Source organism: Flavobacterium sp. (genome assembly GCF_027484205.1).
In the GTDB taxonomy this organism is placed as follows: Bacteria; Bacteroidota; Bacteroidia; order Flavobacteriales; family Flavobacteriaceae; genus Flavobacterium.
On the sequence record NZ_JAIXUB010000019.1, the window covers coordinates 14,661 to 36,538 of the forward strand.

A 21,878-nucleotide genomic window follows, 5' to 3' on the forward strand; every position below is an offset into this window, starting at 1 on the left:
TTTGATTTATGGACATTCTGAAAAAAATTCAAGACCTACGCGAAGAACTTAACTTGCACAACCACAATTATTATGTGCTTGATAATGCAACAATTTCTGATTTTGAATTTGATCAAAAATTAAAGGAATTACAAGATTTAGAAGCTAAACATCCTGAATATTTTGATGAAAATTCGCCTTCACAACGTGTTGGAGGAACAATAACTAAGAATTTTCAAACCGTAGTTCATGAAAATAGAATGTATTCTTTAGATAATTCTTATTCTAAAGAAGATTTACAAGATTGGGAAATCAAAATTCAAAAGGTTTTAGGGAATGTTGATTTGCAATATACTTGTGAATTAAAATATGATGGTGCGTCTATTTCTATTACTTATGAAAACGGAAAACTATCCAAAGCTGTTACGCGTGGTGATGGTTTTCAAGGTGATGATGTAACCAATAATATTAAAACCATAAAATCAATTCCTTTGCAATTGAAAGGAAATTTTCCGCCTAAATTTGATATTCGTGGAGAGATTATTCTTCCGTTTGAAGGTTTTGAAAAAATGAATCAGGAATTGATTGAAATTGGCGAAACACCTTATTCAAATCCAAGAAATACGGCTTCTGGAAGTTTAAAATTGCAAGATAGTGCTGAAGTTGCTAAACGTCCGCTTGATTGCTTGTTATATTTTATTACTGGAAATAATTTGCCTTTTGATACGCAATTTAAAGGATTAGAAACCGCTAGAAATTGGGGTTTTAAAGTTCCGACACAATCAAAATTGGCTAATAATCTGGATGAAGTTTTCGAATTTATAAACTATTGGGATGTTCATCGTCACGATTTGCCTTATGAAACTGATGGTGTTGTAATCAAAGTCAACGATTTTAATCATCAAAATGAATTAGGATATACTGCAAAATCACCTCGTTGGGCAATTGCGTATAAGTTTAAATCAGAGCAAGTTACTACAGTTTTAAACTCGATTTCGTATCAAGTTGGTCGTACTGGTGCAATTACTCCAGTTGCTAATTTAGAACCCGTTCAATTGGCAGGAACAATTGTAAAACGTGCTTCTTTGCACAATGCTGATCAAATTGAAAAATTAGACATCAGAGTTGGAGATGAAGTTTTTGTTGAAAAAGGAGGTGAGATTATTCCGAAGATTATTGGTATAGCCAAAAGAGGAAATGAAGTCGAACCAACAAAATACATAACTCATTGTCCAGAATGTCAAACGGAATTGATTAGAAAAGAAGGCGAAGCACAGCATTATTGCCCAAATTTCTATGGTTGTCCACCACAAATTATCGGTAGAATTCAGCATTATATCTCTAGAAAAGCGATGGATATTGAAGGTTTAGGTGGAGAAACTGTAGCTTTATTGTTCAATAATGGATTGGTAAAAGACTATTCTGATTTATATGAATTGAAAGTGGAGGATGTAATTCCGTTAGAACGAATGGCGCAAAAAAGTGCTGAAAATCTTGTAAACGGAATTGAAAAATCTAAAGAAATTCCTTTTGAAAGAGTTTTATTTGCCCTAGGAATTCGATATGTAGGGGAAACTGTAGCAAAAAAATTAGCAAAGCATTATAAAAATATAGAGACTTTAAGCCAAGCTTCTTTAATGGATTTGATTCTCGTGGATGAAATTGGTGATAGAATTGCACAAAGTGTTATAGAATTTTTTGAAAATCAAGAGAATAGAATTATCATTGAAAGGTTAAAATCTTTTGGTGTTCAATTTGAAATTGTTGAAAAATTTAATCCTAATGCAACTGTAAAACTTTCTGGAAAAACCTTTGTTGTTTCAGGAGTTTTTGAAAAATTTTCTCGTGATGATTTGAAGAAAGCCATCGAAGATAATGGAGGAAAAGTAGGAAGTTCAATTTCTACAAAGACTGATTTTGTGGTTGCAGGTGAAAATATGGGTCCAGCCAAATTAGAAAAAGCAAATCAACTTGGAATAGCTATTATTTCTGAAGATGATTTTATACAAATGATAAATGAAAATTGATAGAGTTGCATTAATTGTATATCTTATTTTATGCGTTGTGGCAATTTTTGCTAACTTCTATGAACTCTATGGTTTAAAGTTAGTATCTAAATCATTATTAATTCCAGTTTTATTTTTTTATTATTTAGGGAATGTATCAAGAGTAGATGTCATAGCATGCTTTTATTTTATATTTAATTTTATAGGCGATTCTATAGGTGTTTTTGAGCTAGAAGACGAAGTTATTTATCTTATTATTCCTTTCTTTTTTTGTAATATCTCGCTTATTTTTATAATGTTAAAAAAGTTAGAAAGGCCAAAAATGTCTTTCATTAATGTATTGGCAATTTTGATAATATCTATTTTTTTAAGTTATTTATGGTGGAGCATTGTTGATGTTTTTTCCTATCGTGAGGATGATTTGCAATATGAAGTTGGAATTTATGGAGCTTCTTTATTTTTGATTTCATTTTTAGCGTCTTACATTATTATTAATAGAATGAATTTGGCAAACTTATTTCTTCTCTTTTGTGTATTATGTATATTGATGTCAGATGTTTTTTATGTTGTCTATAATTTTCAGGCAAAAATTGCAATATTTGATACGATTCATTTTTCTACACAAATTTTCTCGTACTTATTATTTGTAAAATATATGATTAATAGAGAGGTTGTTTCTAATGTTTAATCCGGCATTAAATTGAATAAATATCTTTTAAATAGAGTTTTGATGTCTTTATTTGTAGTGGTTTCATTTTTTGAAATTGTTGCTGAGTTTGCGCAAAATATTTTTTTGACGTCAATCTTAAAACCTTTTATTTTGCCATTACTTCTGGGTATATATTTGATAAAATCAACAAGTAAATCAGTTTTATATATTTTGGCAATAGTTATCAACTGGATTGCTAATATTCTTTTTTTATTTGAACATTCAAAATATATTACACTTGCCGCAATATTTTTTATATTTAGTAAGTTGTTTGTAGTAGCAAAGGTATATAAGGAAATAAAATTACCTAGTTTATTCCCTTTTACAATTGGCACTATTCCTTTCTTGTTTTTATTTATATATCTAAATTTTTTAATTTTTCAAGATATAGATTTTCAAACTTTTCTAATAACTATAATTCATAGTGTTGTAATGTCATTAATGGGCGGAATTGCACTGGGTAATTATATTATGAGAAATGATAAAGTCAGCAAGTTTCTTTTAGTAAGTGCTTTGTTTTATGCTTTTAATATTTTGTTTTTAGGTATTAAATTCTACTACATAGATTTGTCTTTCCTTAAGCCATTATCAATGGTGTTTTTTATTTTAGGTCATTTTTCGTTGTTACAATTTATTTTATTGTCAGAAAGAGCAAAGTAAACAGCGTATTGTAAAAAAAATAGTATATAAATTTAAAAGTTTGTATTTATTTTCATAATTTTACTAGATGAGTATTGTTTTTGAAAATAAAATAGTTAAATATTTAACAATCATTTATTTCTTTAACGCTATCATTGAGGTGTTAGCTGAACTATATTCTTGTGAGTTTATTATTTTTATTTCAAAACCATTAATACCTATTTTATTAATGGTTTTATATTTTTATACAAGTAAATCAAAAGGGAAATTATTTTATTTAATCATGTTTTTTTCTCTGTTGACTAATCTTTTGTTTATTCCAAATACTTCTGATTCTCTTTTTTATGGAGTTATAACTTATACAATTCATAGGATTTTTTTATTGATTTTAATTTTTAAAATCGTAAAAATCAAAGACTTTATTCCTTTGTTTATAGCCACAATTCCATTAGGGTTCATATTTTTTTATCTATTTGCGGCATCAGATATTCCTGAAAATTCTTATTATTTAATTTTTTTTCATAATCTAATGGCAGCTTTTCTAGGTGGAGTAGCAATTTCATCTTATGTCATGGATGATATTAAACAAAATTCCTTTTTGCTAATCAGCGTTTTGTTATTTTTAGGATTGCAATTAGTAATATATATTGAGAAATACTATTTGGTTGAATCACATTCTTACGCACTTCGTCCATTAGCAATGATATTAAATATTCTTGCTTTTTATGTGTTTTATAGGTTTGTAATTATTTCTGAAAAAAATTAGACAACTATTGATTTACCTTGTGAAAGTAGTTGTTTATCATTAGTTAGATAAAAATCAATTCGACCTAAATTTAGTCCATAACATCCTACTTGATTGATTATAACATCTTTTTCATCAAGATTTTTTTCAATAACAGGTTTATCTAAAAAAGTGTGCGTGTGACCACCAATAATTAAATCAATGTCCTTAGTTTTTTTTGCCAATATTAAATCGGATATTTTTTCAGGTTCGTCTTTATATTTAAAACCTAAATGGGAAAGACAAATTATCATATCGCATTTTTCATCCTTTTTTAGCTTCTTTGTGATGTCATTTGCAATTTCAACTGGATTGTTATAAACCGTTTCTTTGTAGTTTTTTTTGTCAACTAAACCATCTAATTCTACTCCTAATCCAAAAATTCCAATTTTAATTCCATTGATGTTTTTTATCACATAAGGTTTTACATGACCATTTAAAACTGTATTTTTAAAATCATAATTAGATGAAACAAAATCAAATTTTGCATGTGGCAACTGAGTATAAAAACCATCAACACCATTGTCAAAATCGTGATTTCCTAGTGTAGCAACATCATATTTCATCATGCTCATTAATTTGAACTCTAATTCACCACCATAATAATTGAAGTAAGGCGTTCCTTGAAAAATATCGCCCGCATCAAGCAATAAAGTGTTTGGATTTTCTTTTCGAATAGTTTCAATTAATGCTGCTCTTCTAGAAACGCCACCCATATTTGCATTTCGAGGATGATCAGCAGGAAAAGGATCGATGTAACTATGAACGTCATTAGTATGAAGAATAGTAATATGCTTAAAATCGTTATTTTTAAAACTACTTAAAGATAAACCACTTAAACCTAATAAAGCCGAACTTGCTGCTGTGTTTTTTAAAAAATCTCTTCTTTTCATGGCTTAATTTTCTTTAATGATTCGTTTATCGGTATTGATTTTTAGAGTGTCAACTTCTTTAAAATTATCAATAATTACATTTCTGAGTTTGTAATCTAAATCGGTTCTTGAAATTGCTTTTTTAAAGAAAGTCATGTTATCACCACCATTTGCTAAATAATCGTTGGTTACAATAAAATAACTTTTTGAATTATCTAAAGGTTTTTCCTGGATTAATATATCTTTTGGTAGATTATTTTTTGTGATTGTAAATTGAATTCTTGAAAGTGGGTGAGGTTTTTTTTCAGTAATAAAATAGTTAATCATTTCTAAAACTTGTTCACCTTTTAATTCTACAACTGTAGCACTGTTTTCAAACGGCATTACTTCATAGGCAGTTTTCGATGTTACATTACCCATTGGTATAACGGAACGAATTCCACCATTATTTAAAATACAAAAATCGATGTGTTTTTGTGTTCTTGAGTTAAAAACGGATTCGCATTTTTCAAATGTTATGTCTGCTATGAAATTCCCAATATTAGTTTGCCATTCTCCTTTTGATTTGTCAAGAGTAACTGGGCAATAAGCTAAAACGGAACTTAAATCTTTGTCGATATATTCTTTATATGGTTTTATAAAGTTTTCAATTTCAGATGTTTCTGAATATTCGGAGGTAATTCCAATTTTTTTACCTTCAATTTTTGAAACAGCGAATTTTTGTTGGTTACAAGAAACAATTAATAAAAATGTTAATAATAAACCAAAATGTTTCAATGCAATGCTATAGTTTTTTAGATTTACCATCTGATATGCAACTAAAATTAATTAAATTTGTAATCAAGTAAAAGTACAATGTTTTTAGACAAGATAAAGGATTTTTGGGCAAAAAAAAATGTTAAGAAACGGTTATCAAACGTAAAACATAACAGTTCAAATAATTATATTAAAAAAGTTGGATTACTTATAGATGAAAGTTATTTTTCAGAGAAAGATCAGTTAATAAATGAATTGATTCAAAACGGAATTCAAAATCAAAATATTGAATTGTTAGTTTTTAGAGATAAAATAAAAAAAAATGAAGTTTTTGATTACTCTGTTTTTAGTCCAAAGGATATGACTTGGAACGGAACATTTGATAAAGAACAAATTACTACTTTTACAAATGCTAATTTTGATTTACTAATAAGTTATTATGATATTGAAAAAGCACCATTGCTATTAGTAACATTAAATTCAAAAGCCGATTTTAAAGTAGGTTTTTCAAGTGTTGACATGCGTTTAAACCAATTTATGATTGATACTAATGCAGAGAAATACAAAGTTTTTGTATCCGAATTATTCAAATATTTAAAAATATTAAACAAATTATAATATGCAATCATTAATTGGAACTGGAGTTGCACTTGTAACACCATTCAAAAAAGATTTTTCTGTTGATGTGGAAGCATTAAACCGAATTGTAAATTTTCAAATTGAAAATGGAATCGACTATCTTGTAGTTCTTGGAACAACTGCTGAAAATGCTACTTTATCTAAAGAGGAAAAAGAATTAGTGATTCAAACTGTAGTAAAAGCTAATGCTAAACGATTACCTTTAGTTCTAGGAGTTGGAGGGAATAATACTCATGAAATTCTTCAAGAATTAAAAACAAGAGATTTTTCAGATTTTGTTGCCATACTTTCAGTTTCTCCATATTATAACAAACCTACACAAGAAGGAATTTATCAGCATTTCAAAGCCATTGCAGAAGCGTCACCAATTCCTGTAATTTTATACAATGTTCCAGGAAGAACATCAAGCAATATGTTGCCATCTACAGTTTTAAGATTAGCCAATGATTTTAAAAATATAGTTGCAATTAAAGAAGCAGCAGGCGATATAGTGCAAGCAATGAAATTAATTCAAGGAAAGCCAGATGGATTTCATGTAATTTCAGGCGATGATATGATCACTTTGCCAATGGTTTTAGCTGGTGGAAGTGGTGTTATTTCTGTAATTGGAGAAGGTTTTCCTCGACAATTTTCTGATATGGTTCGTCTTGGATTAGAAAGAAAAGCAGATGAAGCTTATAAATTGCATTATCTTTTAGCGGAAGCTATTGATATGATTTTTGAACAAGGAAATCCTGCAGGAATCAAAGAAGTGTTTAAAACATTAGGGTTTTCGGAGAATTCAGTTCGTTTGCCACTTGTAAATGTAAATGAAGATTTAGCAAAAAGATTGTCTGATTTTACCAAAAAGTTGAATTAAAAATCAACTAAAAAAAATATTTTATTGTATTCAATAATTAACTAATTTTGCAGTTCGTTTTTTAGAAAGCAATTTTCTATTTCGAGCTCACACAATTTTAAAATGAAAAAAATAATAATAATCTTCATCTTAGCCATTTTTGCTACTTCATGTAATGAATATCAAAAAGCATTGAAATCTGAAGATATGGCAGTGAAATTAGAAACTGCTACTAAATTGTACGAAAAAGAAAAATATTTCAAAGCATTAACGTTGTTTGAACAAATTGCTCCTGCATATAAAGGGAAACCTCAAGCAGAAAAGTTGTTTTACATGCAAGCTCAATCTTATTACAAAAGCAGACAATATGGTTTGTCTGGATATCATTTTGGAAGCTTTGCATCAGGTTATCCTAAAAGTGAAAAAGTTGAAGAAGCTTTTTTTCTTGCAGCTAAAAGTTATTCAATGATGTCGCCTGTTTATAGTTTAGACCAAGTTGATACAGATAAAGCAATTGAAAAATTACAAGAGTTTATTGATAGATATCCAAATTCACAATATTTTTCTGAGGCAAACTCTATTGTAAGAGATTTAAAAACAAAACTTGAGAAAAAAGCTTTTGAAAATGCACGTCAGTTTAATTATATAACAGATTACAAAGCTGCAATTGTTGCACTAGATAATTTTGTAGCTGATTTTCCTGGAACTCCATTTAAAGAAGAAGCTCTTTATTATAAATTGGATTCAGCTTATCAGTTAGCGATTAACAGTGTGCCGGAAAAAATGGAAGCGCGTTTAAACAATGCTAAAGCTTCGTACGTAACTTTGATGAAATTTAAAGAAGATACAAAATATAAAGAAAAAGCTAATACAATGTTAGCTACCATTGAAACAGAATTAAAAAAATATAATAAATAAAAAGTCATGGATTTAAAAAAAACAAATGCACCTGTAAATACAATAACTTATAACAAATCAGTTATTGAAGAATCAACAGGAAATGTTTATGAAGCTATTACTATTATTGCAAAAAGAGCAAATCAAATCAATGCTGAAATCAAAAAAGAATTGATTGACAAGTTAGAAGAATTTGCTACTTACAATGATAGTTTAGAAGAAGTTTTTGAAAACAAAGAGCAAATTGAAGTTTCAAAATTCTATGAAAAATTGCCTAAACCACACGCTCTTGCAGTTCAAGAATGGTTAGACGATAAAATTTACCATAGAAACTCAGATAAATAATAGCTAAAATGTCAGTTTTAAGCGGAAAAAAAATAGTGCTAGGCGTTTCTGGCGGAATTGCCGCATATAAAACAGCCACTTTAGTCAGACTTTTCATAAAAGCAGGTGCACATGTCCAAGTGATAATGACACCTGCTTCTAAGGATTTTGTAACTCCATTAACTTTATCAACACTTTCAAAAAATCCTGTTCATTCCTCTTTTTTTAATGAAGATGATGAAAATGCACAATGGAATAATCATGTAGAATTAGCACTTTGGGCAGATTTTATGGTAATTGCTCCAGCTACTGCAAATACATTATCAAAAATGGTGAATGGTAACTGTGATAATTTACTTATTGCAACTTATCTTTCGGCAAAGTGTCCTGTGTATTTTGCACCAGCAATGGATTTAGATATGTATAAACATCCATCAACTATTGCTTCTTTTCAAGCCTTAAAACAATTTGGAAACACAATAATTCCTGCTGAATCTGGTGAACTTGCAAGCGGATTGTCAGGAGAAGGTCGAATGGCTGAACCTGAAAATATTGTTGCATTTTTAGAAGCAGATTTAGAAAGTAAATTACCATTAAAAGGAAAAAAAATACTAATTACTGCAGGTCCAACATACGAAGCAATAGATCCTGTACGTTTTATAGGAAATCATTCTTCAGGAAAAATGGGTTTTGATATAGCAAATTGCGCTGCAAATCTTGGTGCTGAGGTCATTTTAGTGTCTGGTCCAACGCATTTTAAGACAAGTAATAAAACCATAAATCTTGTAAAAGTTGTTTCTGCTGAGGAAATGTATGTAGCTTGTCATGAATTTTATAAAGATGTTGATGTTGCTATTGCTGCTGCTGCTGTTGCGGATTACAGACCAAAAAATGTAGCCAGCCAAAAAATCAAGAAGTGTGATGCTAGTTTTACAATTGAATTAGAAAAAACGAAAGATATCTTAGCTTCGCTTGGTGAAAGTAAGGAAAATCAATTTTTAATTGGCTTTGCTTTAGAAACTGAAAATGAAATTGATAATGCTAAGTTGAAAATTCAGAAAAAAAACTTAGATTTGATAGTTTTAAATTCGCTTCAAGATGAAGGAGCAGGATTTGGAAAACCAACAAATAAAATAACTTTTATTGATAAAGATTTTCAAATTCAACCAATGGATTTAAAATCAAAAGAAGAAGTTGCAATTGATATAATTAATAAAGTAATTCAACATTTCCATGCGTAAACTAATTTTGTTTTTATTGTTGTCAATAGTGTCTTTTTCAAATGCTCAGGAATTGAATTGCACTGTATCAGTTAATTATGATAAAGTAAATAATGCAAATGGTCAAGTTTTCAAAACTTTGCAGACTGCACTAAATGATTTTATGAATAAAACTGTATGGACAGAACAATCTTTTGATCAAAAGGAAAAGATTAATTGTTCTATGTTTATCATTATTGATACTTACGATAACAACAATAACTTTACGGCTTCAATTCAAGTTCAAGCTTCTAGACCTATTTTTAATTCAACATATTCTTCACCAATTGTAAATATAAATGATAAAGAGTTTGTATTTAGATATATAGAATTTGAAAATTTAACTTTTAGTCCAAATAGTTTTGATTCAAATTTAATGTCTGTTCTAGCTTTTTACAGCTACCTTATTATTGGAACTGATGCCGATTCGTTTTCTCAAAATGGCGGCAGTCAATATTTTAGAATGGCTCAAGATATTGTAAATCTAGCTGCACCAAGTGGATATAAAGGTTGGTCACAAGCTGAGAGAAATCAAAATAGATTCTTTTTAATTAATGATATTTTAGCTCCAACATTTAGTGCTTACAGAGAAACATTGTATAGTTATCATTTTGAAGGACTAGACAATATGCATAAAGACTTAAAGACATCTAAAGAAACTATTAAAAAAGCAATTTTAAATATTAGTAGTTTGAATTCTGTCAGACCAAATGCTTATTTAACTCGTACTTTTTTTGATGCAAAAGTTGATGAAATTGTATCAATATTTTCTGGTGGACCAAACGTTGATATCACCGATATGGTAGATAAATTAAATAAAGTATCTCCAACAAATTCGAACAAGTGGTCACAAGTTAAATTTTAATTTTTGAATTAAAATAAATTATGATTACATCTTTATCCATCGAAAATTTTGCTTTGATTGAAAAACTATCAGTGAATTTTTCTGATGGATTTTCTGTTATTACAGGTGAAACTGGTGCCGGAAAATCAATACTTCTTGGTGCTTTGGGGCTGGTTTTAGGAAAAAGAGCCGATCTGACATCATTGAAAAATAAAGAAGAGAAATGTATTATTGAAGCAAATTTTAGCATAAAAAAGTACCATTTAAAACCTTTTTTTATCGCAAATGATTTGGATTATGAAGATGAAACAATCATCAGAAGAGAAATACTTCCATCGGGAAAATCCAGAGCTTTTATTAATGATACGCCTGTAAATTTGAATGAATTACAGGAGTTGAGTAATTATTTAATAGATATTCATTCGCAACATCAAACCCATGAACTTTCAGAAGACAAAGTTCAGTTTCAAATAATTGATTCAGTTGCATCAAATTTTGATTTAATTTCTGAATATACACTAAAATTAAAGGGTTATAAAAAAGTAAAATCAGATTTAAAATCTAAAACAGAATTATTGCAATCTGTTTTAAAAGAACAAGATTATAATTCGTTTTTACTAGAAGAATTACTTGCTGCAAATTTAAAAAATGGAGAACAAGAAGAACTTGAAGAGCAATTTGAGAAACTAAATAATGTTGAGTTCATTAAAGAAAATATTGTAAAATCTCTTACTATTGCTAATGATGATCAAATAGGAGTTTTAAATAATTTGAAAGAGATAAAACTATCATTTCAAAAAATTGCAGGATTTTCATCAGAATATAACGAACTGTTTGAAAGAATATCAAGTATTTTAATTGAGTTTGATGATATTGAAAAAGAACTTACTAATTTATCTGAAACACTCTATTCTAATCCTGAAGAACTTGAGTTATTAAATCAAAAATTGCAATTAATATATGCACTTCAAAAGAAGCACCAAGTCAATTCTGTTGAAGAATTATTGTTGATTCAAAATGATTTGGATAATAAGGTCGTTTCTGTTACAACACTTGAATCAGAAATAATTTCCATGGAAAATCACATTGAAGAAATAAAGATTCAATTGGATATTTTATCTGAACAAATTTCTAAAAATAGAGTTGAAGCTGTTCCTGTTTTAGTAAATAAATTGTCGCAAATATTGGAACAATTAGGTATGCCAAATGCCAGGTTTGATATTCAATTAATAAAGAAAGAAGAATATTATAATAATGGTAAAGACGAAATTCAATTTCTGTTTTCTGCTAACAAAGGTTCTGATTTTGGGATGTTAAAAAAAGTAGCATCTGGAGGCGAAATGTCCAGAATTATGCTTGCTGTAAAATCGGTATTATCAAAATATTCAAGTTTGCCAACAATAATATTTGATGAAATTGATACCGGAGTTTCTGGAGAAATTGCTCATAAAATGGGAGAGATTATGAAAAGTATGAGTCAAAATATGCAAGTATTTGCAATTACGCATTTACCACAAATTGCAGGAAAGGGTAAAGAACATTTCAAGGTTTTTAAAGTGGTTAAAGACAATCAAACGCAATCTGAATTAAAACTTCTTACAGATGATGAGCGAATTATAGAAATTGCTCAAATGTTGTCTGGATCAACAATTTCTGATTCGGCTTTAAATCATGCAAAGGAATTGCTAAACTAAAAATATAGAATTATATTTGTTTTTTAAATAAGACAAACTAAATAACGATTAAAGATAAAGTATATGATTATTGAACCAAGAATGCGCGGATTTATTTGTTTGACAGCACATCCAAAAGGTTGCGAGCAAAATGTTAAAAATCAAATTGAATATGTAAAATCTAAAGGTAAAATTGATGGCGCAAAAAGAGTTTTGGTTGTTGGAGCTTCAACAGGTTTTGGTCTCGCATCAAGAATTACAAGCGCATTTGGTTGTGATGCTGCAACAATTGGAGTTTTCTTTGAAAAACCTGCTACAGAAGGGAAAACAGCAACTCCAGGTTGGTATAATTCGGCTGCTTTTGAACAAGAAGCACACAAAGCAGGATTGTATGCAAAAAGTATTAATGGTGATGCATTTTCAAAAGAGATTAAGCAACAAACAATTGATATGATTAAAGCAGATTTAGGACAAATTGATTTAATTATTTACAGTTTGGCTTCTCCTGTAAGAATGCATCCAGAAACAGGTGTTTTACATCGCTCTACTTTGAAACCAATTGGTTCAACTTTTACAAATAAAACAGTTGATTTTCATACTGGAAATGTAACTCAAGTTTCAATTGAACCTGCTTCTCAAGAAGATATTGATAATACTGTTGTTGTTATGGGCGGAGAAGATTGGGCTATGTGGATTGATGCTTTAAAAAGCGAAAACTTATTAGCTGATGGAGCTTCTACTATTGCTTATTCATATATTGGTCCTGCAGTAACAGAAGCAGTTTACAGAAAAGGAACGATTGGAAGAGCAAAAGATCATCTTGAGGCAACAGCTTTTACCATAACTGATAAATTGAAAGAAGTTAATGGAAAAGCATACGTATCTGTTAATAAGGCATTAGTTACTCAGGCAAGTTCGGCTATTCCTGTTATACCTTTATATATTTCTTTATTGTATAAAATTATGAAAGCTGAAGGAATACATGAAGGATGTATAGAGCAAATTCAGAGATTATATAGTCAAAGATTATACACAGGAAATGCTGTTGCAACTGATGAAAATGGAAGAATAAGAATTGATGATTGGGAGATGCGAGATGATGTTCAAGCGCAAGTTGCAGATTTATGGACAAAAGCAACAACAGAATCTTTACCTGAAATAGGAGATTTAGCAGGTTATAAACAAGATTTTTTAAATTTATTTGGTTTTGGATTTGATGGGGTAGATTATAATGCTGATGCAAATGAAATGGTTAATGTTGAGAGTATTAAATAATTATTTTTACAAATTATCATTTAACAATTAGTTGATTATTTATTATTGTTGATAAAAAAAACTCACTTCAATTAGTGAGTTTTTTTTATTTATTTATATATTTATGGCTTATTAACTTAATTTCATTATTTCATGAAAAAAATTACTTTATTATTAATTATGCTTTTTGTGGGCATCTTTAATGTAAATGCGCAAGCAGTTGCATATGGATTTTCACAATCAAGTGGGACTTACACCGAAATAACGGGCGGTACACTTTTAGGGGCAGAAACATCTGATGATCAGCGTTTTCTTGATCCAGCTGTTCCTCTTGGTACTACAGCAACAGCTACAGGTGTTGGTTTTCCAATTGGCTTTAACTTCGTTTTTAACGGAGCAGTTTATGATCGTTTTGCGGTCAATAATAATGGTTGGATATCATTAGGTATGTCTTCTTTGGGTGCAGCTGCTGTAAACATGAATACTTCTAGTGCTTATACACCATTGAGTTCAACAGTTACTACTGTTTCTGATGATTTGGTTGCTAGAATTGCAGGACTTGGAAAAGATATGCAAGGGCAAGTAGGAAGTTCATTGCGTTTTGAGTTAACAGGAACTTCTCCAAATCAAGTTTTAACAGTTCAATGGAAAAATTATAGAAAATACCTTCAAACAGGAGATGTTTTTAATTTCCAAATCAAGTTATATGAAACTACAAATGTAGCGCAAGTTGTATACGGTGCTTTTACATGTAATGCTACAACTGGAACTTATCAAGTTGGTTTAAGAGGTGCAACAGCAGCTTTAGCAACAAATTTTGCTTCAAGAACTTCAACAACATCTTGGACTGCAACTTCTGGAAGTGTCGTTGCAACAGATGCAGTTACTATGGTTAGTGCAAATGCGCCAACAAATGGTTTGACTTTTACATGGACACCACCAGCTTGTCCTGGTGCTGTTGGATTAACAACTAGTAGTTTAACAAATAATTCAGCTACAATTGTTTGGAATCAGCCTACGCCAGTTCCTGCAAATGGATATGAATATGTTGTGTCAACTACTAATACAGTTCCAACTACGGGAACAGCTTCAGCGACTAATTCAGTTAATTTGACAAGTTTAACTTCAAATACTATTCATTACGTTTTTGTTAGAACATTATGTTCTTCTTCAACTGGAAATTGGGTTTTGATGGGAACATTTAGAACATTATGTGATGGTGTAACAAGTTTTGTTGAAACATTTGATACAACACCTACAGGGACAACTTCTTTACCATCATGTTGGGGTAGAGCAGGAACTTCTGTAAATGTTTACAATACAACTGGTAGTGTGGCTCCAATGTCACCAGCTAATAGATTGTATATGAATATTTCAGCTACAACAACTGCATTTGCAATTTTGCCTCCTGTTTCTAATCTTCAAGCTGAAACACATAGACTAAAATTTAAAGCTTATGCTACTGCTGCTGCAAAAAAATTAAGAGTAGGATATTTCACAAATCCAGCTGATGTTAGTACATACGTGTTTTTTGAAGAAATAGACATGCCAAGTACTGCAGCTACAACAGCTACTGAGTTTACAGTTGTACCTTACACAATTCCTGTTGGAGTTACTAGTTTAGTTTTTAGTGTAACACCGGGAACTGCAACAACTATATATATTGATGATGTTAAATGGGAAGAGAACTCAACTTGTTTAGAGCCAACGGCTTTGAATGTGTTGTCTTTAACAAATTCTACTGCTGAATTAAATTGGGTTGCTGGTGCAACTGAATCTGAGTGGCAAGTTCAATACGGAGCTAATGGTTTTACACTTGGAACAGGAACTATAATAAATAGTGTTACAACAAATCCATATATTTTATCTTCTTTAACAGCTAATACTAATTATCAATATTACGTTAGAGGTATTTGTTCAGGACCAACTTACAGTACATGGTCTGGACCATTCAATTTTAAAACTTTATGTAATGATGTTACTGAGTTTACAGAAAGTTTTGATACCTATGCAACTGGTGTAAACAGTCTTCCTGACTGTTGGAGTAGAACTGGTACTTCTACAAGTACATACATAACTACTGGATCAACTTCTCCAATGACACCTGCAAATAGATTATATATGTTTGCTAGTGGAACAGCTCCATCAGAAGCATATGCAATTTTGCCTCCAGTTTCTAACTTACAAGCAAATACACACAGATTGAGATTTAAAGCTTATGCTACTATTAATCCTAGAAATTTAATTGTTGGTTATTTACCAAATCCAAATGATACTTCAACATTTGTTCCTGTACAAACATTATCTATTGCAGGTACATTAGTTGCTAATACTCAAGAGTATGTAGTTATTCCAGGTGCTTTACCTGTTGGAATTAAAAGTCTAGTGCTTAAAAATCCAGGATTTACAGCGTCTTCTGCTACATTTTATATTGATGATGTTACTTGGGAGCCAATTCCAGCTTGTGCTAATCCTACAACTACCACTGCTAGTTTTGTTACTTCTAATTCAGCTCAAATTGGTTGGACTGGAAATGCTACTGATGTTTCATGGGAAATAGAGTATGGACCAACTGGATTTACATTGGGTACAGGAACTATTGTTGCAGCTTCAACAAATCCTTTTACTTTAACATCTTTGTCTCCACAAACTGCTTATCAGTTTTATGTTAGAGCAATTTGTTCAGGTCCAACTACAAGTACTTCATCTTTAGTAAATAGTTTTACAACATTATGTGCACCATTTACACCAGATTATACTCAAGATTTTGCAACATTTGTACCAACTTGTTGGAGAACTGCTGATGCAGGTACTATTTCAACAGGACCAACAGGAACAGGAGCAGGGTTTTGGGTTGCTGATGGTTTCTTAAATAATACTACAACAGGAGCAATTAGAGCAAATTTATTTACTCCTAATAGAATTGGTTGGATTATTTCACCAATATTTAATTTAAGTGTTGGAGGTTATCAAGTTAAATACGATGTAGGAGCTACTAATTATGCATTAACTACACCAGCTACAATTGGTTCTGATGATAAGGTTGATTTTGCTATGTCGACTGATGGTGGTGTTACTTGGACTTCATTAGAATTGTTCAATGCGGCAAATGCACCAACAAATGTTTCTACTACAAAAGTTTATAATATTGCTACTGTAACATCTTCTAGCGTTTTATTCGCATTCCGAGCAGATGAAGGTCCAGTTGATGATGCTGCAGATTGGGAATTTTTTGTTGATAACTTTAAAATAGATACACCAGCTACAACACCACCAGCTTGTGCTACAAATGTTGTTGCAACACAATCAGCAGGTTGTGGAAATTTCCCAATAACAATTTCATGGGATGCTACTGCATCTACTAATGGTTATAGAATTAGTGTTGGTACAACTGTTGGTGGAACAGAAATTGCAAATAATATCGATTTAGGATCAGTTTTATCTTATGTAATTAGTACTCCAAATCCAAGTACGACATATTATTATACTGTTACTCCATATAATGGTATTGGTAATGCTGTAGGTTGTACTGAATTAAGTTTTGCTACACCATCAACTATCTGTGTGTGTACTCCAGTTTATACAACAGGTGTTGCTTCTTCAGATTATTTTTCATCATTTGCAATTCAAGGAACTCCATTAAATAATGTTACAGGAACAAGTACAACTGCACCATCCTATAATTATTACACTGGAGCTGCAAATTTAACTGCAAATTTAGTTCAAGGTACTACTTATACTGCTGATGTAACTGTTGGATACACAGGTCAAGCATTTTCAGTATGGATTGATTTAAATGATAATGGAACTTATGAAGCTTCTGAAAGAGTTGGAAATACTCCAGCTACAAATATTCCTACTCCTGGAGGTTCATTTAATATTTCAATACCATGTACAGCAACACCTGGTCTTCATAGAATGAGAGTTCGTATGATATTTGCAGGTACGGGAAGTTCTATGGATCCATGTGCTTCTGCTACTTATGGTGAGGCTGAAGATTATGATGTTACAATAGTAGCTCTATCTGCTCCAACTGGTAATTCGGCTCAAACATTTTGCGGTTCAGCAACAGTTGCTGATTTAGTTGCAGTTGGTTCAACAATTAAATGGTATGATGCTGCTACAGCAGGTACTGAATTAGTTTCAACAACTGCTTTAGTTTCAGGAACAACTTATTATGCTTCTCAAACAGTAGGAACATGTGAAAGTGCAACAAGATTAGCTGTTACAGCTACAGTAAATCCACAAGTTACTCCTGCTTTTAATCCAATTGCAGCAATTTGTTCAGGAAGTACTGCACCAACGTTACCTTTGACTTCAACTAATGGAATCACAGGTACATGGTCACCAGCAAATGTTGACAATTTAGCTACAGCTACATATACATTTACACCTGATGCAGGTCAATGTGTATCATCAACAACAGTTACTTTAGATGTAACAGTAAATGCTTTACCTGCTACTCCAACTGGTGATGCTGCTCAAACTTTCTGTCCTGCTGACGGAGATGTTTTGGCTGATTTAACAGTTACTGGAACTAATTTAGTTTGGTATGATGCTGCAACTGGTGGAAATATTTTACCTAATACTACAACAATTACTGCAACTACTTATTATGTTGCTTCTAATAATGGAACATGTGATAGCCCGAGGTTAGCTATAACTACTTCAGAGGATTGTCCAGTTGCTCCTTGTTTAACTGCTGTTAATGGACAATGGCCTAGTGCTACTTTTGTACCAAATTCAGCTAATTGTGATGGATATGCATTGCAAACAATAACTACATGTGGTTATGCTAGTGAATATTCAGTTGTTACTGTTGTTTCTGGTGAAACTTACACATTTGCAAGTTATACTGCAGGTGCTCTAAATAGTGATGTTGTTACTATTAGCACAGATGGTGGTTTAACAGCTGTTGCTACAGGAATAGGTTCTGTAACTTGGGTTGCTACTGTTTCGGGTAATATTCGTTTTTATACTCACTTAGATGGTTGTGCTGCTGAGTCTGTTTGTAGAACTAAAACTGTAACTTGTGGAGTTATTACTACTGATTCTCCAGATTATGTTAATTTACAATGGCCACCAACTATTACTATACCTCAAGGAGGAAATGGTACTGTTTATGGACAAATTTATGAAGGTGGATTAACAGATATTGTACCAAATATAAATGGTCAAGCTCCAGGAATTACTGCTTGGGTTGGTATTAGCCCAGTAGGAAGTAATACTAATCCTAATACATGGACAAACTGGACTCCAGCTACTTGGAATTCAGGACATATTTCTAATAACGATGAGTATCAAGCTACTATTGGAGCTACATTATTACCAGGAACATACTACTATGCAACAAGATTTAGATTAAATAGTGGTGCATATGTTTATGGTGGTATCGATTCTTCAAATAATGGGAATTTCTGGAACGGAACTACTTATAATAGTGGTGTGTTAACAGTAACTCCTCCACCTGCGCCAGCTAATGATGATTGTGCAGGTGCATATGCTGTAACTGTAAATACTGATTTAACATGTACATCTGTTACGGCTGGTACTTTAGTTGGAGCAACTGCCTCTACAACTGATGCTACTGCTTGTGGTGGAACAGAAGATGATGATGTTTGGTTCTCATTTGTTGCTACAGCTACAACTCACCAAATTAGTTTGAATAGTATAACTGGTTCTACAACTGACTTATATCACTCATTATGGACAGGTGCTGATTGTGCTTCTTTAACTTTAGTTCCTGGAACATGTTCAGATCCTAATACAAGTACACCTGTAGGTTTAACAATTGGTACTACTTATTATATAAGAGTTTATTCTTGGACAGCTACTGCTGGTCAAACATCTGCATTTAATGTTTGTGTTGGAACATTGCCTCCACCTCCAGCAAATGACGATTGTGCTACAGCGGTTGCATTAACTACTGGTGGTACTTTTGCAACTAACCCTGTAGTAGGAACTAATAGTTCAGCTACAAATTCAAATCCTCCAGCTCCAGGTTGTGCATCGTTTGCTGGTGGAGATGTATGGTATACAGTAACTGTTCCTGCTTCTGGAAATGTTACTATTGAAACTAATCCTGATGGAACTAGTGCAATTACTGATACAGGTTTAGCTGTTTATAGTGGATCATGTTCAAGTTTAACATTAGTTGAATGTGATGATGATGACTCTGCAAGTGGTAATTTCTCTCTTGTTTCTCTTTCAGGTAGAACTCCAGGTGAAGTTTTATATGTTAACGTTTGGGAATATGCTGGAGGAACTGTTGGAACTTTCCAAGTTTCGGCTTATGATGCTTCATTAGGAAATGGATCATTTGATTCTTCTAACTTTACATTCTATCCAAACCCAGTGAAAGATGTATTGAATTTATCATATTCACAAAACATCAATAAAGTTCAAGTAATAAATATTTTAGGTCAAGAAGTGAAAACTTTATCAATGGATGCTACACAAGCTCAAGTTGATATGTCAAATCTTCCAACTGGAACTTACTTAGTAAAAGTAACTTCTGATAATCAAGTTAAGACTATCAAAGTTATCAAACAATAAGTTTTAAATATTTTGAAATAATTAAAGTCCCGCTTTTGCGGGACTTTTCTTTTTATAGAAAAGACTATATTTGCAAAAAGAATTGATATGTTTTTTTCAATCATTATTCCAGTATATAATAGACCTGACGAAATTAAAGAACTATTAGATAGTCTTGTCCTATCAAATTATAAGAAAGATTATGAAATAGTTATTGTCGAAGATGGTTCATCGATAACTTGTCAAGAAGTAGTAAAATCATTCGTTGATAAACTTTCTATTTCCTATTATTTTAAAACAAATTCTGGACCAGGTGATTCAAGAAATTTTGGGATGAAAAAAGCAAAAGGAGATTATTTTTTAATCTTTGATTCAGATTGTATTATTCCAAGTCAATATTTATCTGAAGTTGAAAAAGAATTAAAATTAGCTTATGTGGATTGTTTTGGTGGACCAGATAAAGCTTTAAAGTCTTTTTCGAATATTCAAAAAGCAATTAATTTTGCAATGACTTCTTTTTTAACTACTGGAGGAATTCGCGGTGGTTCTGAAAAAATTGATAAGTTTCAGCCAAGAAGTTTCAATATGGGAATTTCTAAAAAAGCATTCGAAGCATCTAACGGTTTTGGAAATATTCATCCTGGTGAAGATCCGGATTTATCAATTAGATTATGGAAATTAGGTTTCGATACAAGACTCTTTGTAAATGCTTTTGTATATCATAAAAGAAGAATAGATTGGGATAAATTTAGTGTTCAAGTATCAAAATTTGGAAAAGCAAGACCAATTTTAAATCATTGGTATCCTGAATATAAAAAAATAACGTATTGGTTTCCGTCGATATTCGTAATTGGAATATTTATTTCTTTTGCAGCATTATTCTTTTTATTTGATTGGTTTTTAAAACTATATTTCCTTTATTTCCTGATAATATTTATTGTTTCAAGTATTCAAAATAAAAATCCTTTAATTGGATTATTATCTATAATTGCAGTTTGGAAACAATTTATAGGATATGGATTAGGGTTTTTAGAATCATTTTTTAAAATTAATCTTTTAAGAAAGCAACCTAAGCAAGCCTTTCCTGAATTATTTTTTAAAACTAATGAAGGTAATGAAGTTAAAGAAGAAACTATAATTCTTCCAAAAAAACAGCATATCCCAATTCATGAAGCAGTAGAAAAAACTATCGAAAAAGTTGTAAAACCAATTGCAAAAATTGTTGAACCAATTGAAAAAAAGACAAAAATTATTGGTTTAACAGGCGGAATTGGAAGTGGAAAAACAACTGTTGCAAATTATATGCAATCAAAAGGAATTCCTGTATATATCTCTGATGTTGAAGCTAAAAGAGTTATGGACTTTCCTGAAATTATTTCTAAAATCGTTAAAGAGTTTGGTATAGATGTTATTGGGACAAATAATTTATTAGACAGAGAAAAATTAGCAGCTATTGTTTTTAACAATCCTGATCAATTAAAAAAACTAAATGCTATTGTTCATCCTGCCGTAAAAGAACATTTCGATAATTGGGTTTTAAGCAATAAGAACCAATCAATAATAGTTAAAGAGACTGCAATTCTGTTTGAAAGTGGAAGCTATAAAGATTGTGATGTAATCATTTCTGTAGTTGCGCCTTTAGAAACAAGAATCAGTCGAGTAATTAAAAGAGATACGACTACTAGAGAAAAAATTCTACAAAGAATTAACAATCAACTTTCTGATGAAGAACGAATTGAGCGAAGTAATTATGTTATAAACAATGAAAATTTTGACAATACTAAGCAAAAAGTCGACGAAATCCTTAATTCGTTGAAAAATTAATAATATTTATCTTCAATGTTAATGTTTGGTTAATACATTAACACTAT

General features: G+C 30.9%; 16 protein-coding genes and 1 pseudogene. 15 read left to right on the forward strand and 2 right to left on the reverse strand.

What is annotated here, in order from left to right; all coding sequences use genetic code 11:
* Nucleotides 1-8 precede the first annotated feature (8 nt).
* The 4 genes from ligA (at nucleotide 9) to Q0049_RS09010 (ending at nucleotide 4,099) form a co-directional block, all read left to right on the forward strand.
* Entirely contained in the window at nucleotides 9-2,006 is a 1,998-nt protein-coding gene (gene ligA / locus Q0049_RS08995; RefSeq protein WP_298118942.1) for an NAD-dependent DNA ligase LigA, read from the forward strand.
* Nucleotides 1,996-2,673: a hypothetical protein gene (locus Q0049_RS09000; protein WP_298118944.1), complete on the forward strand. Its 678-nt coding sequence runs from the start codon at nucleotides 1,996-1,998 to the stop codon at nucleotides 2,671-2,673. Before ligA ends, Q0049_RS09000 begins: the two co-directional genes overlap by 11 nt.
* Before the next feature lie 42 nt (nucleotides 2,674-2,715).
* The gene (locus tag Q0049_RS09005) at nucleotides 2,716-3,354 is read left to right on the forward strand and encodes a hypothetical protein (RefSeq protein ID WP_298118946.1); all 639 of its coding nucleotides are present in this window, start codon (nucleotides 2,716-2,718) and stop codon (nucleotides 3,352-3,354) included.
* Nucleotides 3,355-3,421: 67 nt separating this feature from the next.
* Nucleotides 3,422-4,099: a hypothetical protein gene (locus Q0049_RS09010; RefSeq protein WP_298118947.1), complete on the forward strand. Its 678-nt coding sequence runs from the start codon at nucleotides 3,422-3,424 to the stop codon at nucleotides 4,097-4,099.
* Here Q0049_RS09010 and Q0049_RS09015 read toward each other — a convergent pair.
* A complete protein-coding gene (locus Q0049_RS09015) occupies nucleotides 4,096-5,010 on the reverse strand; it encodes a bifunctional UDP-sugar hydrolase/5'-nucleotidase (protein WP_298118949.1) in 915 nt (304 codons plus the stop codon). The two genes, Q0049_RS09010 and Q0049_RS09015, sit on opposite strands and share 4 nt — an antisense overlap.
* 3 nt (nucleotides 5,011-5,013) lie before the next feature.
* Nucleotides 5,014-5,796 carry a 5'-nucleotidase C-terminal domain-containing protein gene (locus Q0049_RS09020; RefSeq protein ID WP_298118951.1) on the reverse strand — a complete coding sequence of 261 codons (783 nt, stop codon included), beginning with the start codon at nucleotides 5,794-5,796 and terminating at the stop codon, nucleotides 5,014-5,016.
* A 48-nt stretch (nucleotides 5,797-5,844) separates the two neighbouring features.
* Here Q0049_RS09020 and Q0049_RS09025 point away from each other — a divergent pair, with 48 nt between their 5' ends.
* From Q0049_RS09025 to coaE, 11 genes and pseudogenes are all read left to right on the forward strand, one after another.
* Nucleotides 5,845-6,363, forward strand: coding sequence for a hypothetical protein (locus Q0049_RS09025; protein WP_298118953.1), 519 nt, complete (start codon nucleotides 5,845-5,847; stop codon nucleotides 6,361-6,363).
* Between the two features lies 1 nt (nucleotide 6,364).
* On the forward strand, nucleotides 6,365-7,243 hold the full coding sequence (dapA, locus tag Q0049_RS09030; protein WP_298118955.1) for a 4-hydroxy-tetrahydrodipicolinate synthase: 879 nt from the start codon (nucleotides 6,365-6,367) through the stop codon (nucleotides 7,241-7,243).
* 102 nt (nucleotides 7,244-7,345) lie between these two features.
* Nucleotides 7,346-8,140: an outer membrane protein assembly factor BamD gene (locus Q0049_RS09035; RefSeq protein WP_298118957.1), complete on the forward strand. Its 795-nt coding sequence runs from the start codon at nucleotides 7,346-7,348 to the stop codon at nucleotides 8,138-8,140.
* A 6-nt stretch (nucleotides 8,141-8,146) separates the two neighbouring features.
* The gene (locus Q0049_RS09040) at nucleotides 8,147-8,464 is read left to right on the forward strand and encodes a DNA-directed RNA polymerase subunit omega (protein WP_298118959.1); all 318 of its coding nucleotides are present in this window, start codon (nucleotides 8,147-8,149) and stop codon (nucleotides 8,462-8,464) included.
* An 8-nt stretch (nucleotides 8,465-8,472) separates the two neighbouring features.
* A complete protein-coding gene (coaBC, locus tag Q0049_RS09045) occupies nucleotides 8,473-9,684 on the forward strand; it encodes a bifunctional phosphopantothenoylcysteine decarboxylase/phosphopantothenate--cysteine ligase CoaBC (RefSeq protein WP_298118961.1) in 1,212 nt (403 codons plus the stop codon).
* Nucleotides 9,677-10,567 (forward strand): DUF4835 family protein, encoded by an 891-nt coding sequence (locus Q0049_RS09050; protein WP_298118963.1) that lies wholly within the window; start codon nucleotides 9,677-9,679, stop codon nucleotides 10,565-10,567. The genes coaBC and Q0049_RS09050 overlap by 8 nt, the downstream gene beginning before the upstream one ends.
* Before the next feature lie 20 nt (nucleotides 10,568-10,587).
* Nucleotides 10,588-12,240: a DNA repair protein RecN gene (gene recN / locus Q0049_RS09055; RefSeq protein ID WP_298118965.1), complete on the forward strand. Its 1,653-nt coding sequence runs from the start codon at nucleotides 10,588-10,590 to the stop codon at nucleotides 12,238-12,240.
* Between the two features lie 63 nt (nucleotides 12,241-12,303).
* Nucleotides 12,304-13,494, forward strand: coding sequence for an enoyl-ACP reductase FabV (gene fabV / locus Q0049_RS09060; protein WP_298118966.1), 1,191 nt, complete (start codon nucleotides 12,304-12,306; stop codon nucleotides 13,492-13,494).
* 132 nt (nucleotides 13,495-13,626) lie between these two features.
* Nucleotides 13,627-20,028, forward strand: coding sequence for a GEVED domain-containing protein (locus Q0049_RS09065; RefSeq protein ID WP_298118968.1), 6,402 nt, complete (start codon nucleotides 13,627-13,629; stop codon nucleotides 20,026-20,028).
* Nucleotides 20,029-20,115: 87 nt separating this feature from the next.
* Nucleotides 20,116-21,108, forward strand: a pseudogene (locus Q0049_RS09070) (glycosyltransferase family 2 protein); the annotation flags it as partial.
* A gap of 150 nt (nucleotides 21,109-21,258) precedes the next feature.
* The gene (gene coaE / locus Q0049_RS09075; protein ID WP_298119199.1) at nucleotides 21,259-21,831 is read left to right on the forward strand and encodes a dephospho-CoA kinase; all 573 of its coding nucleotides are present in this window, start codon (nucleotides 21,259-21,261) and stop codon (nucleotides 21,829-21,831) included.
* Nucleotides 21,832-21,878: the final 47 nt, after the last annotated feature.

What these genes read in the sequence shown, in the direction of transcription:
- Q0049_RS09010 (WP_298118947.1), top strand. Translation starts at nt 3,422, where the DNA reads ATGAGTATTGTTTTTGAAAATAAAATAGTTAAATATTTAACAATCATT.
- recN (WP_298118965.1), top strand. Translation starts at nt 10,588, where the DNA reads ATGATTACATCTTTATCCATCGAAAATTTTGCTTTGATTGAAAAACTA.
- Q0049_RS09065 (WP_298118968.1), top strand. Translation starts at nt 13,627, where the DNA reads ATGAAAAAAATTACTTTATTATTAATTATGCTTTTTGTGGGCATCTTT.
- fabV (WP_298118966.1), top strand. Translation starts at nt 12,304, where the DNA reads ATGATTATTGAACCAAGAATGCGCGGATTTATTTGTTTGACAGCACAT.
- Q0049_RS09035 (WP_298118957.1), top strand. Translation starts at nt 7,346, where the DNA reads ATGAAAAAAATAATAATAATCTTCATCTTAGCCATTTTTGCTACTTCA.
- Q0049_RS09015 (WP_298118949.1), bottom strand. Translation starts at nt 5,010, where the DNA reads ATGAAAAGAAGAGATTTTTTAAAAAACACAGCAGCAAGTTCGGCTTTA.
- dapA (WP_298118955.1), top strand. Translation starts at nt 6,365, where the DNA reads ATGCAATCATTAATTGGAACTGGAGTTGCACTTGTAACACCATTCAAA.
- coaBC (WP_298118961.1), top strand. Translation starts at nt 8,473, where the DNA reads ATGTCAGTTTTAAGCGGAAAAAAAATAGTGCTAGGCGTTTCTGGCGGA.
- Q0049_RS09040 (WP_298118959.1), top strand. Translation starts at nt 8,147, where the DNA reads ATGGATTTAAAAAAAACAAATGCACCTGTAAATACAATAACTTATAAC.
- Q0049_RS09005 (WP_298118946.1), top strand. Translation starts at nt 2,716, where the DNA reads ATGTCTTTATTTGTAGTGGTTTCATTTTTTGAAATTGTTGCTGAGTTT.
- ligA (WP_298118942.1), top strand. Translation starts at nt 9, where the DNA reads ATGGACATTCTGAAAAAAATTCAAGACCTACGCGAAGAACTTAACTTG.
- Q0049_RS09000 (WP_298118944.1), top strand. Translation starts at nt 1,996, where the DNA reads ATGAAAATTGATAGAGTTGCATTAATTGTATATCTTATTTTATGCGTT.
- Q0049_RS09050 (WP_298118963.1), top strand. Translation starts at nt 9,677, where the DNA reads ATGCGTAAACTAATTTTGTTTTTATTGTTGTCAATAGTGTCTTTTTCA.
- Q0049_RS09020 (WP_298118951.1), bottom strand. Translation starts at nt 5,796, where the DNA reads ATGGTAAATCTAAAAAACTATAGCATTGCATTGAAACATTTTGGTTTA.
- Q0049_RS09025 (WP_298118953.1), top strand. Translation starts at nt 5,845, where the DNA reads ATGTTTTTAGACAAGATAAAGGATTTTTGGGCAAAAAAAAATGTTAAG.